The 14,000-nt window shown below is 60.5% G+C and carries 11 protein-coding genes and 1 riboswitch; of the genes, 6 read left to right on the top strand and 5 right to left on the bottom strand.

Features of this window, described 5'->3' with window-relative positions; all coding sequences use genetic code 11:
• Positions 1–61 precede the first annotated feature (61 nt).
• The gene (thiC, locus tag ACSQ87_RS29120; protein ID WP_150656657.1) at positions 62–1,951 is read right to left on the bottom strand and encodes a phosphomethylpyrimidine synthase ThiC; all 1,890 of its coding nucleotides are present in this window, start codon (positions 1,949–1,951) and stop codon (positions 62–64) included.
• Positions 1,952–2,116: 165 nt separating this feature from the next.
• Positions 2,117–2,222: riboswitch (TPP riboswitch) on the bottom strand.
• A gap of 192 nt (positions 2,223–2,414) precedes the next feature.
• Here thiC and ACSQ87_RS29125 point away from each other — a divergent pair.
• Positions 2,415–3,854 carry a TolC family outer membrane protein gene (locus tag ACSQ87_RS29125; protein WP_436274907.1) on the top strand — a complete coding sequence of 480 codons (1,440 nt, stop codon included), beginning with the start codon at positions 2,415–2,417 and terminating at the stop codon, positions 3,852–3,854.
• A gap of 87 nt (positions 3,855–3,941) precedes the next feature.
• On the opposite strand, the gene waaA is transcribed toward ACSQ87_RS29125, so the two are convergent.
• Both waaA and ACSQ87_RS29135 read right to left on the bottom strand, forming a co-directional pair.
• Positions 3,942–5,219 (bottom strand): lipid IV(A) 3-deoxy-D-manno-octulosonic acid transferase, encoded by a 1,278-nt coding sequence (waaA, locus tag ACSQ87_RS29130; RefSeq protein ID WP_436274908.1) that lies wholly within the window; start codon positions 5,217–5,219, stop codon positions 3,942–3,944.
• An 11-nt stretch (positions 5,220–5,230) separates the two neighbouring features.
• The gene (locus ACSQ87_RS29135) at positions 5,231–6,133 is read right to left on the bottom strand and encodes a LysR family transcriptional regulator (RefSeq protein WP_008146219.1); all 903 of its coding nucleotides are present in this window, start codon (positions 6,131–6,133) and stop codon (positions 5,231–5,233) included.
• A gap of 103 nt (positions 6,134–6,236) precedes the next feature.
• On the opposite strand from ACSQ87_RS29135, the gene ACSQ87_RS29140 reads away from it, so the two are divergent.
• The 4 genes from ACSQ87_RS29140 (at position 6,237) to ACSQ87_RS29155 (ending at position 9,754) form a co-directional block, all read left to right on the top strand.
• A complete protein-coding gene (locus ACSQ87_RS29140; RefSeq protein ID WP_008027887.1) occupies positions 6,237–6,569 on the top strand; it encodes a DMT family transporter in 333 nt (110 codons plus the stop codon).
• A gap of 199 nt (positions 6,570–6,768) precedes the next feature.
• Positions 6,769–7,944, top strand: a complete 1,176-nt coding sequence (locus ACSQ87_RS29145) for an NAD(P)/FAD-dependent oxidoreductase (RefSeq protein ID WP_223432827.1) — start codon at positions 6,769–6,771, stop codon at positions 7,942–7,944.
• Complete coding sequence (locus ACSQ87_RS29150; RefSeq protein WP_436274909.1) at positions 7,941–8,753, top strand: aldo/keto reductase; 813 nt, start codon at positions 7,941–7,943, stop codon at positions 8,751–8,753. The genes ACSQ87_RS29145 and ACSQ87_RS29150 overlap by 4 nt, the downstream gene beginning before the upstream one ends.
• 32 nt (positions 8,754–8,785) lie before the next feature.
• On the top strand, positions 8,786–9,754 hold the full coding sequence (locus tag ACSQ87_RS29155; protein ID WP_008146227.1) for a hypothetical protein: 969 nt from the start codon (positions 8,786–8,788) through the stop codon (positions 9,752–9,754).
• 107 nt (positions 9,755–9,861) lie between these two features.
• Here ACSQ87_RS29155 and hldE read toward each other — a convergent pair whose 3' ends face one another.
• A complete protein-coding gene (hldE, locus tag ACSQ87_RS29160) occupies positions 9,862–11,286 on the bottom strand; it encodes a bifunctional D-glycero-beta-D-manno-heptose-7-phosphate kinase/D-glycero-beta-D-manno-heptose 1-phosphate adenylyltransferase HldE (RefSeq protein ID WP_436274910.1) in 1,425 nt (474 codons plus the stop codon).
• A gap of 123 nt (positions 11,287–11,409) precedes the next feature.
• Positions 11,410–13,209 (bottom strand): lipid A export permease/ATP-binding protein MsbA, encoded by a 1,800-nt coding sequence (msbA, locus tag ACSQ87_RS29165; protein WP_223432825.1) that lies wholly within the window; start codon positions 13,207–13,209, stop codon positions 11,410–11,412.
• Between the two features lie 115 nt (positions 13,210–13,324).
• On the opposite strand from msbA, the gene ACSQ87_RS29170 reads away from it, so the two are divergent.
• Positions 13,325–13,966, top strand: a complete 642-nt coding sequence (locus tag ACSQ87_RS29170; RefSeq protein ID WP_223432824.1) for a toluene tolerance protein — start codon at positions 13,325–13,327, stop codon at positions 13,964–13,966.
• Positions 13,967–14,000 lie beyond the last annotated feature (34 nt).

A 14,000-nucleotide genomic window follows, 5' to 3' on the forward strand; every position in this document is an offset into this window, starting at 1 on the left:
CAGTGTGGGAGCCAGCCTGCTGGCGATGGGGCCCTTTCAGGCCCCACCTTTTCAGGTCAGATCAAACCTTCTTGTACAGCTGACTGCCTTCCTGTTTGAACCGCTCGGCCTGGTCCGCCAATCCCTGGGCGACTTCGGCGTCGACGGTTTCGATGCGCTGGTTGGCCGCGTATTCGCGGACTTCCTGGGTGATTTTCATCGAACAGAATTTCGGCCCGCACATGGAGCAGAAGTGCGCGACCTTGGCCGAATCCTTCGGCAGGGTCTCATCGTGATACGAACGAGCAGTGTCCGGATCAAGGCCCAGGTTGAACTGGTCTTCCCAACGGAATTCGAAACGCGCCTTGCTCAAGGCATTGTCGCGGATCTGCGCGCCCGGATGCCCTTTTGCCAGATCGGCGGCATGCGCGGCGATCTTGTAGGTGATGATCCCGGTCTTCACGTCATCCTTGTTCGGCAGACCCAAGTGCTCCTTCGGCGTCACGTAGCAGAGCATGGCGCAACCGAACCAGCCGATCATCGCCGCACCGATACCCGAGGTGATGTGGTCGTAGCCTGGCGCGATGTCAGTGGTCAGCGGGCCGAGGGTGTAGAACGGCGCCTCGTCGCAGCATTCCAGCTGCTTGTCCATGTTCTCTTTGATCAACTGCATCGGCACGTGACCCGGGCCTTCGATCATGCACTGCACGTCGTGCTTCCAAGCGATCTTGGTCAGCTCGCCGAGGGTTTCCAGCTCACCGAATTGTGCGGCGTCGTTGGCGTCGGCAATCGAGCCCGGACGCAAGCCATCGCCCAGCGAGAAGCTGACGTCGTAGGCCTTCATGATTTCGCAGATGTCTTCGAAATGGGTGTAGAGGAAGTTCTCTTTGTGGTGCGCCAGGCACCACTTGGCCATGATCGAACCACCGCGGGAAACGATACCGGTGACGCGTTTGGCGGTCAGCGGCACGTAGCGCAGCAACACGCCGGCGTGGATGGTGAAGTAGTCGACGCCCTGCTCGGCCTGTTCGATCAGCGTGTCGCGGAACAGCTCCCAGGTCAGGTCTTCGGCAGCGCCGCCGACTTTTTCCAGGGCCTGATAAATCGGCACCGTACCGATCGGCACCGGCGAGTTACGGATGATCCACTCACGGGTTTCGTGAATGTGCTTGCCGGTGGACAGGTCCATGACCGTGTCCGAACCCCAGCGAATGCCCCAGGTCAGTTTCGCCACTTCTTCTTCGATGGACGAACCCAAAGCACTGTTGCCGATGTTGCCGTTGATCTTCACCAGGAAGTTACGGCCGATGATCATCGGTTCCAGTTCGGTGTGGTTGATGTTGGCTGGAATGATCGCGCGACCGCGGGCGATCTCGTCACGGACGAATTCAGGGGTGATGATTTTCGGCACGCTGGCGCCGAAGCTGTGACCGGCGTGTTGCTGGTCCAGCAGGCCGGCGGCGCGAGCCACTTCAAGCTTCATGTTTTCGCGGATGGCGACGTATTCCATCTCGGCGGTGATGATGCCTTTGCGGGCGTAGTGCATCTGGCTGACGTTGGCACCGGCCTTGGCCCGGCGCGGGTTGTTCACGTGGGCGAAACGCAGCTTGGTCAGCTCGGCATCGGCGAGGCGTTCCTGGCCGAAGTTGGAACTCAGACCCGGCAGACGCTCGGTGTCGCCACGGGACTCGATCCACGGCGAACGCACATCGGCCAGGCCTTTGCGCACGTCGATGATGACGTTGGGGTCGGTGTAAGGGCCCGAGGTGTCGTACACAACGACAGGCGCGTTGACCTCGCCGCCAAAGTCGGTCGGCGTCACATCAAGGCTGATTTCGCGCATCGGCACGAGGATGTCCGGGCGAGAGCCCTGAACATAGATTTTTTGCGAGCGGGTAAACGGCTGAACCGATTGCTGATCGACTTGGGCCGAATCACTCAGGTTCGTAGTGTTTTTTAGTTTTATCGTCATCACGGGCTCTCCAGACACACATCCAGGCAGTGGATTTTTGTCGGAGCGAACCTGTAAACGAATGGACGCACGGGCGCTGGGGAAACCAGCAGTGCTGTGCTCAGTGCTCGAGGGGTGTTCGATTGTCGAACAACATCCCGGACGAAGCACAAGAGGACTCGCCGGGTGACGAGAAATCTTGTTCCCTACGCAGGCGCTAACCTGATCAGGTTCAACGGGATCCGAAATTATTCGATCTCAGCCTCATAGCAAGGCACCCCGACAAGAACCCGGCCAGTCTAGACACAACTGGCAAAGAACGCCAACACCGCGGTAAACACCATGATGAATGGCGTAATTACAGGATTGTTGCGGTCGTTGCGCACAACTACACTCGCAACCCATACCGCACCTTGACGCTGTATGAGCCGCGCCGTAGCCTTGGCGCTCAAATTATCAGCGTAATCTTTTTAGGGATGGCCTCATGCTGCGCAAACTCTCACTGGCCCTTGCCGTGTCTTGTGCGTCCAATGGAATGGCCTGGGCAGCAGAAGCGCCCTTATCGACCAAGAACGATCTGGTCAGCGTCTATCAGGAAGCGGTGGACAACAACGCCGACCTGGCTGCTGCCATCGCTCAATATGGCGCCCAGAAAGAAGTCGTGCCCCAGGCCCGCGCCGGGCTGCTGCCGAACCTCTCCGGCGGCGCCGAAGTGGCCAACGTGCGCACTTCGATCGATCAGCCTTCGTCCACCTTCAGCCGCAACGCTCATTCGTATCAGGCAACGCTGGCGCAACCGCTGTTCCGAGCCGATCGCTGGTTCCAGTTTCAGGCTGCCAAGGACGTTAATGAACAGGCCGCGTTGCAACTCTCGGCGACCCAGCAAAACCTGATTCTGCAGACCGCCGAAAGCTACTTCAACGTATTGCGCACTCAAGACAACCTGGCCTCGACCAAGGCTGAAGAAGCCGCATTCAAACGCCAGCTCGATCAATCCAACGAGCGCTTTGATGTCGGCCTGTCGGACAAGACCGACGTGCTGCAATCGCAAGCCAGCTACGACACCGCACGAGCCAACCGGATCCTCGCACAGCGTCAGGTGGATGATGCGTTCGAAGCCCTGATCACCTTGACCAACCGTCAGTACAACTCGATCTGGGGCATTGCCCACACCCTGCCGATCCTGCCGCCATCACCGAACGACGCCAAAGCCTGGGTCGATACGGCGGCCAAACAGAATCTCAATCTGTTGGCCAGCAACTACGCCGTCAGCGCCGCTGAAGAAACCCTCAAGCAACGCAAGGCTGGCCATGCGCCGACCCTGGATGCAGTGGCGAAGTATGAGAAAGGCGATAACGATGCCCTGGGCTTCAGCAACCCGAATGCCTTCGGCGCGCCTTACAAGGGCAACGTCGACCAGACCACCGTGGGCCTGCAGCTGAACATCCCGATCTACAGCGGCGGCCTGATCAACTCCCAGGTGCGCCAATCGTATGCGCAACTGGATCAGTCCGAGCAGCAACGGGAAGCCCTGCGCCGGCAAGTGGTGGAAAGCACCCGCAACCTGCATCGCGCAGTGAACACTGACGTCGAGCAGGTACAGGCGCGCAAGCAGTCGATCATCTCCAACCAAAGCGCGGTGGAAGCGACCGAAATCGGTTATCAGGTGGGCACACGAAACATCGTCGACGTACTGGATGCCCAGCGTCAGCTGTACACCTCGGTGCGCGACTACAACAACACGCGTTATGACTACATCCTCGACAACCTGCGCTTGAAGCAGGCCGCGGGCACCTTGAACCCGGGGGATTTGCAGGATCTGGGGCGTTATCTCAAGGCTGATTACAACCCGGATAAAGACTTCCTGCCGCCGGATCTGGCGAAGGCTGCGGCGGCGCAGTTGAAGGCAAATCCGACGCAATAAAAAACAAAAGATCGCAGCCTCGTTTCACTCGTGTAGGAGCTGTCGAGTGAAACGAGGCTGCGATCTTTTCATGTCAAGCGACTCGGTCTAACGCTCGATCAACCGCCCCAACCCATCCAACAACCGCTGCAACGCGCCCTGATTGGTGCGCATCACTTTCAACCCCGCCTCCGCCATCCGCTGCGCATCGCGTGGCAACTCGAACAACCGCTGCACCGCCAGCGCCAGACCTTCGGCATCCTCCACTTCCTGCAACGCCCCGGCACTGCGCAACTGCGCGGCGATTTCAAGGAAGTTAAACAGGTGCGGCCCGCTCAATACCGGTTTGGCCAGAGCCGCCGGTTCCAGCAGGTTGTGCCCACCGTTCGGCACCAGACTGCCGCCAACAAAAGCGCTATCAGCCAAGGCATACAGAAACAGCAACTCACCCATGGTGTCGCCCAGCAGCACCGACGTACCGGCGGTGACGGGTTCGCCAGCGGAACGACGGACCGTGGCGAAACCCTGCTGCCGACACAACTCGAACACCGAATTGAAACGCTCCGGATGGCGCGGCACCAGAATCAGCAACGCATCGGGATGATTGGCCAGCAACTGACGATGAGCCGCCAGCACCACTTCGTCTTCGCCTTCGTGCGTACTGGCCGCAATCCACACCGGGCGCTCCTGCGCCTGCCATTGCGCACGCAACTCGGCGGCACGCTGAAGCAGTGCCGGGTCGATGGTCAGGTCAAACTTGATCGAACCGGTCACCTCCACGGTTTGCGGTCGCGCACCCAAGTTACGGAAGCGCTGGGCCTCGGCCTCGGTCTGCACCGCGAACAGGCTCATCTCGGCGAGCATCGGCTGGGTCAGTTTGCCGAAGCGGCCATAGCCCTTGGCTGAACGCTCAGACAGTCGCGCATTGGCCAGGGCCACGGGAATCCCGCGCCTGGCGCACTGATGGATATGGTTCGGCCAGAGCTCGGTTTCCATAATCACCGCCAGTTTTGGCTGGACCCGATCAAGGAATCGCTTCGCTGCGCAAGGCAAGTCGTAAGGCAAATAGCAGTGCTGGATGCGCGGCTCATTGGCGAACAGTGCGTGGATGCGCTCCGAACCGGTCGGGGTCATGCAAGTCACGGTAATGGGCAACTGTGGATAACGTTGCAGCAAGGCGCGAATCATCGGCGCCGCGGCAATGCTTTCTCCCACTGACACCGCGTGCACCCAGATGCCGCCCGTTTTCATCGCCGGTAACCCGAGGGAGAAACGTTCGCCAATGCGTTTGGCATACGCCGGCGCCTTGCGCGCCCGCAGCCAAAGCCGAATCGCTACCAGTGGCAGCCCCAGGTAAAACAGCGCGGTGTAGAGAGTTCTATTCATGGCGGCGGAGTTTATCGGCTTTTTTCACCAATCGTCTGCAAGTGCACAGCAAAACGTTCGGCCAACCAACGAGCTGCCGGCCCCAGAGGTTCATCGCGGCGCCAGACCAGCTCCACCACCAGCGCTGGCGGGGTCCATTCGCTGACCAGTTCGACCATCAGGTCCTGATAGGCCGGGTACTGCACCACGTGGCGCGGCAGCCAGGCCCAGCCGAGGCCGCGCACCAGCCATTCAGCCATCACGTAGAAACTGTCGGCCCGCCAGACTTGCGGGCTGGCGGGTTCGCTGCCGGGATAGACACTCGACTGTGTGGACATCAGCAACTGACGATGCTGCGCCAGTTGCTGACAGTCGACCTGAGCCTGTTTCGCCAGTGGGTGGCCGACGCCGCACACCGTGACCATTTCGACGCTGCCCAACACCCGCCGCTCGAGCGCTTCGGGAATCTGATCGTGATAAAACAGCAACCCCAGATCGGCCCGACGCTCCACCAGTTTGCGCGCCACATCGCCCTGGGCGGCACTGGTCAATTGCACTTCAAGGCTGGGAAATTGTTGAGCCAGGGCTTCGAAGCTTTCGATGATCGGCTGATAGGGCATCGCCTCATCCTGGGCTACACGCAAACGCGCCTCCTGGCCGCGCATCATGGCCAGCGCCCGACCGTTCAGGCGTTCGCATTGGCGCAGCACTTCCCGCGCCTCATCCAGCAATGCGTTACCGGCCTCGGTGAGTTTCGGCTGGCGGCCGCTACTGCGGTCGAACAGGCTGACACCCAAGTCCTCTTCCAGCAGCGCAATCGAACTGCTGACCGCCGACTGCGCCTTGCGCTGATCCCGCGCCACCGCAGAAAACGAACGCTGCTCCGCTACGCTGACAAACAGCCGCAGCTGCTCCAGATTCCATTGCGTGTTCATGGTTCAACCCATCTTCAGAACAGATAGGTAATGACTTTACCGCATCTGGAGAATCTCTAAAATGCCGACCTCAGAAAGCAACACTTCACACGAGGATGCACCTATGACCGCTTACTACTACCTGGCCATTGCCATCTGCGCCGAAGTGATCGCCACTGTTTCGATGAAAGCGGTCAAAGGCTTCAGCACCCCGCTGCCGCTGATTCTGGTTATTGTCGGCTACGGCATCGCCTTCTGGATGCTGACGCTGGTGGTGCGCAGCGTTCCGGTGGGCGTGGCTTACGCGGTGTGGGCCGGCATGGGGATCGTGATGGTCAGCGTCGCGGCGCTGTTTATCTACGGGCAGAAGCTGGATGTGCCGGCAATGCTGGGGATGGCGTTGATTGTGCTCGGCGTCGTAGTGATCCAGCTCTTCTCCAAAACCGCCGGCCACTAAAGCCGAAACACGATTCATTGTGGGAGCGGGCTTGCTCGCGAAAGCGGTGTGTCAGTCAACATTTGTGTCGACTGGCACACCGCTTTCGCGAGCAAGCCCGCTCCCACAGGATTTTGCATTCGCCGTGTTGATCGCCAGCAAAACCTCCAATCTTCGAGTCTGTATACTGCGCCCTCGTCTTGAACACTGAGGTCGCTGCATGCCATCCGTTATTTCCACCGACGTTCTGATTGTCGGCGCCGGTGTCGCCGGCCTCTGGCTGAATGCGCGCCTGCGCCGTCAGGGTTTTTCGACCGTGCTGGTGGAAAGCGCCAGCCTCGGTGGCGGGCAAAGCGTGAAGTCCCAAGGCATCATCCATGGCGGCGCCAAGTACGCATTGCATGGCGCCCTGACCGGTGCCTCGGAAGCCATCGCCGACATGCCTCGGCGCTGGCGCGAAGCCCTGGCCGGTGACGGAGAACTGGACCTGACCGGCGTGCGCCTGCTGTCCGAAGCCCATTACCTCTGGTCCCCCGGCACAATCGCCGGCAATCTCACCAGTTTCTTCGCCAGCAAGGCCGTGCGCGGCCGTGTCGATCAGGTCAAGGGCGAGCAATTGCCGCCCGCCCTGCAAGACAAGCGCTTCAAGGGCAAGGTCTATCGTCTGGCGGAACTGGTGATCGACGTGCCGAGCCTGATCCAGCGCCTGGCCGATCTGGCGGGTGATGGCCTGCTCGCCGGTCAGACCATCGAACCGTTGCTGGAGGGTGGAATACTGGTCGGCCTGAAGGTTGACGAGCGCGAGATTCGCGCCCAGCGCATCGTCTTGAGCGCCGGTGCCGGTATGGCAGCGCTGCTCGAAGCGCTGGGACTGAGCCAACCCGCCATGCAACGCCGGCCGTTGCACATGATCATCGCCAAAGGTCCGGGTCTCAAACCGCTGTATGCCCACTGCCTGGGCGGCGGCACCAAGCCGCGCATTACCGTGACTACCCATCCGGCCGCCGATGGTCAGTGGGTCTGGTATCTGGGCGGTGATATCGCTGAAGCCGAAGGTGTCGCCCGCGAACCTGCCGAGCAAATTGCCACGGCGCAGAAAGAACTCGGCCAGTTGCTGCCATGGATCGACCTGAGTACCGCGCAATGGGCCACCCTTCGAGTGGATCGCGCCGAGCCACTGCAATCGGGACTGACCCGTCCTGACAATGCATTCCTTGCCGAAGAAGGCCGGCTGCTGGTCGGCTGGCCAACCAAACTGGCGCTGGCTCCGGACTTTGCTGATCGCGTCATCGCGTCCTTGCAGCGCGACGGCATCCAGCCAAGCCATCCGGCGCCGCTGCCCGAGCTGCCAAAACCGCCGATGGGCGTCCCTGCCTGGGAGCAACTGCTGCCATGAGCCAACCGACCTTGCACGATCTGCACCGCCCGTTGGGCAGCACCGGCCAGCTGGTTTCGCCACTGGGCCTGGGCACCGTCAAACTCGGCCGCGACCAAGGCGTGAAATATCCCAATGGTTTCCAGATTCCCGATGACGACGAAGCGCGCATGCTGCTGAAACTCGCGCGCGACCTGGGCATCAACCTGATCGACACCGCCCCGGCCTATGGCCGCAGCGAAGAACGCCTCGGTCCGTTGCTGCGGGGTCAGCGTCAGGACTGGGTGATCGTCAGCAAGGTCGGCGAAGAGTTTGCCGACGGTCAGTCCCATCACGACTTCAGCGCCGCTCATACCCGGCTCTCGGTCGAGCGCAGCCTCCAACGTCTGGAAACGGATTTTATTGACCTGGTGCTGGTGCACTCCGATGGCAATGACCTGGCGATCCTCAATGACAGCGAGGTCTATGCGACCCTCGCCGAGCTGAAGAGCGAAGGCAAGATTCGCGGCTTCGGTTTTTCCGGCAAAACCGTCGAAGGTGGTTTGAAGGCTCTGGAACAAGGTGATTGCGCGATGGTCACCTACAATCTGAACGAGCAGAACGAGAAGCCGGTCATTGACTATGCTGCTGCTCACGGCAAAGCCATTCTGGTCAAAAAAGCCCTCGCCAGCGGTCATGTTTGCCTGAGCCCGGGCGTGGACCCTGTTCGCGCCAGCTTCGAGTTGTTGTTTGAACATCCGGGTGTTGCCAGTGCTATTGTCGGGACCATTAATCCGCTGCACCTCGCCCATAACGTCGCGACCGTTGCCCAGGTCCTACGTAGAAACTGATGCCGCCCACGCGGCCTTAAGCAGGAGCCGACATGCCGCGTACGCTCATAAGAAAGAACCCGAGCAACTTCAAGACCCTGCCGTTATTCGTCGAAGCGACTCCCGAAGGCCTGAGTTATCAAAGCGTCGGGATGCCGCTCAATTTCTCCCAGACGCTGCAACGTCGCCGCCCGGTGACGGTCGCCGACACTCAGCGGTTTTCGCTTGAACTGGCCAACCTCGGGGTCTCGGTGCGCCTGACCCTGCATTGGCAGAATCGCGATTACTGGGTGTTGGTGCGTCAGCGTCGGCAAGACCGCGGCGACGTGGTGCTCAAGCTGATCTCCGGTTACGTGCCCGCCCATGAGCTGAACCTGCCGCTGCACACCGCGATTCAGGAAATTGCCGAAGAGTGCCTGCTGGAAACTCCGGAAGGCTGGCTCGGCGGACGTTTCAACGACACCTGGCTGCCGGCGCCCTACTCGTCCGCGCTGCATTACCGTGAAGCCCTGCCGTTTCGCCTGACGCCGCTGTCCGGTTCGGCGCGGCCGGTGCGTTGCGCCAAGATGCAGTTGATCGAACGCCCGCGGGCTTACGTGCATTTGCCGACGGCCTCGCTCCAATTGATCTATGACTTGCGCCTGGACGTACCCAAGGAGGCCAAATCCCTGAGCCTGTTCCATGTCGACGAACGACTGGAAGGCGATCAACTGGTGGCCCGCCTCGATCGAAAACGTCCCGATTTGTATTTGATGCCGCTGCAGGACGGCCAACCGATGGCCGAGCTCTATACCTTGAAAAAGGATCAGCTGTACCCGGCGAGTACTCGCGGGTTGTACCTGGCAGAGAGTTTTGCCCAGCAGGAAGGCTGGCTGGTGAGGGATGAGCGGATTCGCTGGAAGGATTGGGTGCGGCAGCAGGGGTTGAGCCCGCCGGGGAAAGATTCAGGTTTGGCGCGGTTGCGCGGGAAGGCGAAGCAATTGCTGAAGCGAATCGTACCGCGTAAAAAAGTCAGCTCTTAAAGCAAAAGGTCAAAAGATCGCAGCCTCGTTTCACTCGACAGCTCCTACATTGAAATGCGATTCCCTGTAGGAGCTGTCGAGTGAAACGAGGCTGCGATCTTTTAGCATCACTCGGACTTGCGGATCTTCTCGACAATCGCGGTAGTCGAGCTGTTTTCCACCAGCCCCAGCACTTTCACCGTTCCGCCGTAAGCGGTCACGATGTCCGCGCCGACAACTTGCTCGATCCCGTAGTCCCCGCCCTTGACCAGCACATCCGGCTTGACCTCGCGCAGCAGGTTTTCCGGGGTGCCTTCAGCGAAGCTGATCACCCAATCCACGGCGCCCAGACCTGCCAGTACGGCCATGCGACGGTCGACGCTGTTGATCGGACGACCCGGACCTTTCAGGCGGCTGACCGACGCATCGTCGTTGACCGCCACGATCAAGCGATCGCCCTGGGCCCGCGCCTGTTCGAGGTAGGTCACGTGGCCGGCGTGCAGAATGTCGAAGCAGCCGTTGGTGAAGACGATCTTCTCTTTATGCGCACGCGCATCATCGACCGCCAGCAACAGCTGCTCAAGGCCAAGTACACCGCGCTCGGAACCTTCTTCACGCTGAATGGCGCGACGCAGTTCCGGTGCGCTGATGGCCGCCGTACCCAGTTTGCCAACCACGATGCCCGCCGCCAGGTTGGCCAGGGCCACCGCGTGAGGCAGTTCTTCGCCAGCGGCAATGGCGGCCGCCAGGGTGGAAATGACCGTGTCGCCGGCACCGGTCACATCGAACACTTCGCGGGCACGGGCCGGCAGGTGCAGCGCCGGATGATCCGGACGCAGCAGGGTCATGCCGTGTTCGCCGCGGGTCACCAGCAACGCGCCGAGGTCGAGGTCGTGCATCAGCTGCGCGCCCTTGCTCACCAGCTCGTGCTCATCGGCGCAACCGCCGACGATGGTTTCGAATTCGCTGAGGTTCGGGGTGATCAGGCTCGCACCACGGTAGATAGAGAAATCCTTGCCCTTGGGATCGGCCAGCACCGGAATGCCACGGGCACGTGCCGCCTGGATCAACACCTGATGGTTTTTCAGCGCGCCTTTGCCGTAGTCGGACAGCACCAATACTTTGATGCCTTCGAGCAATTCGTCGACTTGCTCGCCCAGCGCCAACGCGTCGGTGGCGAAGAGCTCTTCAAAGTCGATACGCAGCAGTTGCTGGTGACGGCTCATGACCCGCAGCTTGACGATGGTCGGCTGGTGCGCGATGCGCTGGAACAACGCCCGTACGCCAGCGCCCTTGAGGCTATTGGCCAGGCTGTCGGCGGCTTCATCGTCGCCGGTCACGCCGACCAGCGAGGCTGGGGCGCCGAGGGCGGCAATGTTCAACGCAACGTTGGCGGCACCGCCCGGGCGGTCCTCGATTTGCTCGACCTTGACTACCGGTACCGGCGCCTCAGGGGAAATCCGTGAGGTACCACCATGCCAGTAACGGTCGAGCATGACATCGCCGACCACCAAGACAGGGGCTTGATCGAATCGCGGCATGGACAACTTCATGGAGCAACCCACATACAAAATGAACAGGGGCGCGATATTAACACAGGGTTGGCGTGGGCTTGCGCATGGCATTAATGAGAGGATTTTTTGCGGCCGCCACCCCTCGGTGGCGGCCAGCGGGGGTCAGGCGATGTCGCCAACCGGGGCGTCGAGGCCCATCGCATGCAGGCGCGAGTAATAGCCGTTTTGCGCCAACAGTTGAGCGTGGGTGCCGCGCTCGACGATTTCACCATGGTCCATGACCAGGATCAGGTCGGCTTTCTCAATGGTCGACAACCGGTGAGCAATCACCAGCGTAGTGCGACCTTTCATGACCTGATCCAGTGCCGCCTGAATGTGCCGCTCGGACTCGGTGTCGAGTGCCGACGTTGCCTCGTCGAGAATCAGCAACGGAGCATTCTTCAACAAGGCCCGGGCAATCGCCAGGCGCTGGCGCTGGCCACCGGACAGCAACACGCCGTTTTCCCCGACCTGGGTGTCCAGGCCCTGCGGCATCTCCGAGATGAAGTCCATCGCGTAAGCATCCGTGGCGGCCTTTTCGATGTCGGCACGCGGTGCGCCGGCCAGGTCACCATAGGCAATGTTGTTGGCGATGGTGTCGTTGAACAGGGTCACATGCTGCGTCACCTGCGCCACGTGGCGACGCAGATTGCGCAGACGATAGTCTTCGATTTCCACGTCATCGAGCATGATTTCACCGGTTTCGTGGTGATAGAAACGCGGAATCAGGCTGGCCAGGGTCGACTTGCCGCTACCCGAACGACCGACCAGCGCAATCATTTGCCCCGGTGCCGCCGTGAAGCTGATGTTCTTCAGCACTTCACGCTCGGTCCCTGGATAGGTGAAGCTCAGGTTGCGCACTTCCAGGTGGCCGCTGACGCGATCGCGCTCGACGGTACCCTGGTCAACCTCTGGCTCGACGTCCAGTTGCTCGAAAATGCTCTCGGCACCGGCAACGCCTTTCTGGATTGTCGAGCTGACTTCCGACAGTTGACGAATCGGTTTGGGCAACAGGCCCGCCGCGGTGATGTAGGCCACCAGGTCACCGGCGGTGGCGTCGCCGCGCAGGAACAGCACCAGGAACATCAGCACGGCCATTGCGGTGTAGATCACCAATTGCAACATGGGCGTGTAAACCGCACCGGTCTTGGTCATGCGCAGTTGCTTGTCGGTATTGCCTTGGCTGGCTTCGGCGAAACGACGCTCTTCATAGCTCTCGCCGCCGAAGCTACGCACCACGCGATAGCCCTGGATGGTTTCGGAGGCCACGTGAGTCACGTCGCCCATCGCCACCTGGATCTTCTTGCTCTGCTTGCGGAATTTTTTGCTGGTGCTGCTCACCATGATCGCGATGATGGGCAGGATCGCCAGCATCACCAGGGTCAGTTTCCAGTTCATCCACAACAGGTAAGCAAACAGGAACACCACGGTCAGGCCTTCACGAATGACCACTTTGATGGCGTCCGTGGCCGCACCGGTGACCATGGTCACGTTGAAGGTGATGCGCGAAATCAGGTGCCCGGAGTTATGGGTGTCGAAATAACGGTTGGGCAATACCAGCAACTTGTTGAACAGCTCGACACGCAAGTCGTGGACCAGCCCAAGGGAGACTTTGGCCAGGTAGTAGTTACCCAGGAAAGACCCCAGACCTTGCCAGGCGGCGATCAGGATGATCAGCAGCGGCACGGCCATCAGCAACTGCAAGTCTTGCAGATAGGGAACAGTCGGGAAGAGTACCGCTTCGGGGTTGCTCAGGCCATCGACGAAATATTTGAGAATCCCTGCGAGCATGGGCTGCGTCGAGGCAAAAATCACGAAGCCGACGATACTGATGGCAAACATGCCCCAGTACGGGCGCACATACGACAGCAGGCGCAGGTAAATCTTCAAGCTCGACGGCGCAGGCGAATCAGGGCTGGTCATGAGAACCCGTTGTATGAGAAAAGAGCCCGCGAGTGTAACACAGGCCATTTTAGTCGCTGAGCTGCGGTAACATGGCCGGCTATCCATGCCTCACGGCGCCCAACCCGGAGTATTGATGCAAGCGCTTGATCACACCCGATATCTCGCCCTGCGCGAGGGAGCACAAGTCCTTGAAGCGGATGGTTCGGGGGACAAGGTTCTGCGGTTGACGGACGGTTCAATACTCAAACTGTTTCGCCGCAAACGCCTGCTGACGTCGGCCGCGTGGTACCCGTACGCCAAACGCTTTGCCGACAACTGCGATGCATTGCGTGAACGGCACATCCCCTGCCCGTCGATTCGTCAGGTTTACCGTATTGCGAGTATCGAGCGCGATGCCGTGCACTACGATCCACTGCCGGGCCAGACCCTGCGTCAGCTGCTGGACATCCAGGGCGATGCCGATCCGTTGCGCGGTCAATTGGGGGTCTTCATGGCCACTTTGCATGAGCGGGGGATTTATTTTCGCTCGGCGCACCTGGGCAACATCGTGCTCACACCCGAGCATCAGCTGGGCCTGATCGACATCGCCGACATGCGGGTGTATCGCCGTCCGTTGCGCAAGACTCTGCGGCTGCGCAACTTCAAGCATATGGTGCGTTACCCGCAAGATCGGCAATGGCTGCTCGACGGTCACGGCGAAGTCTTCATGCACCATTATGGCCAGACTCAGAGCATCTGCTCCCCGGAGGAGCTGAGCGTCGCCCTGCAAAAATGATCTGACTGCCTTCGCCTCCGGGGAGGAGGCGAAG

Source organism: Pseudomonas sp. LjRoot277, assembly GCF_964253845.1.
Taxonomy (GTDB): Bacteria; Pseudomonadota; Gammaproteobacteria; order Pseudomonadales; family Pseudomonadaceae; genus Aquipseudomonas.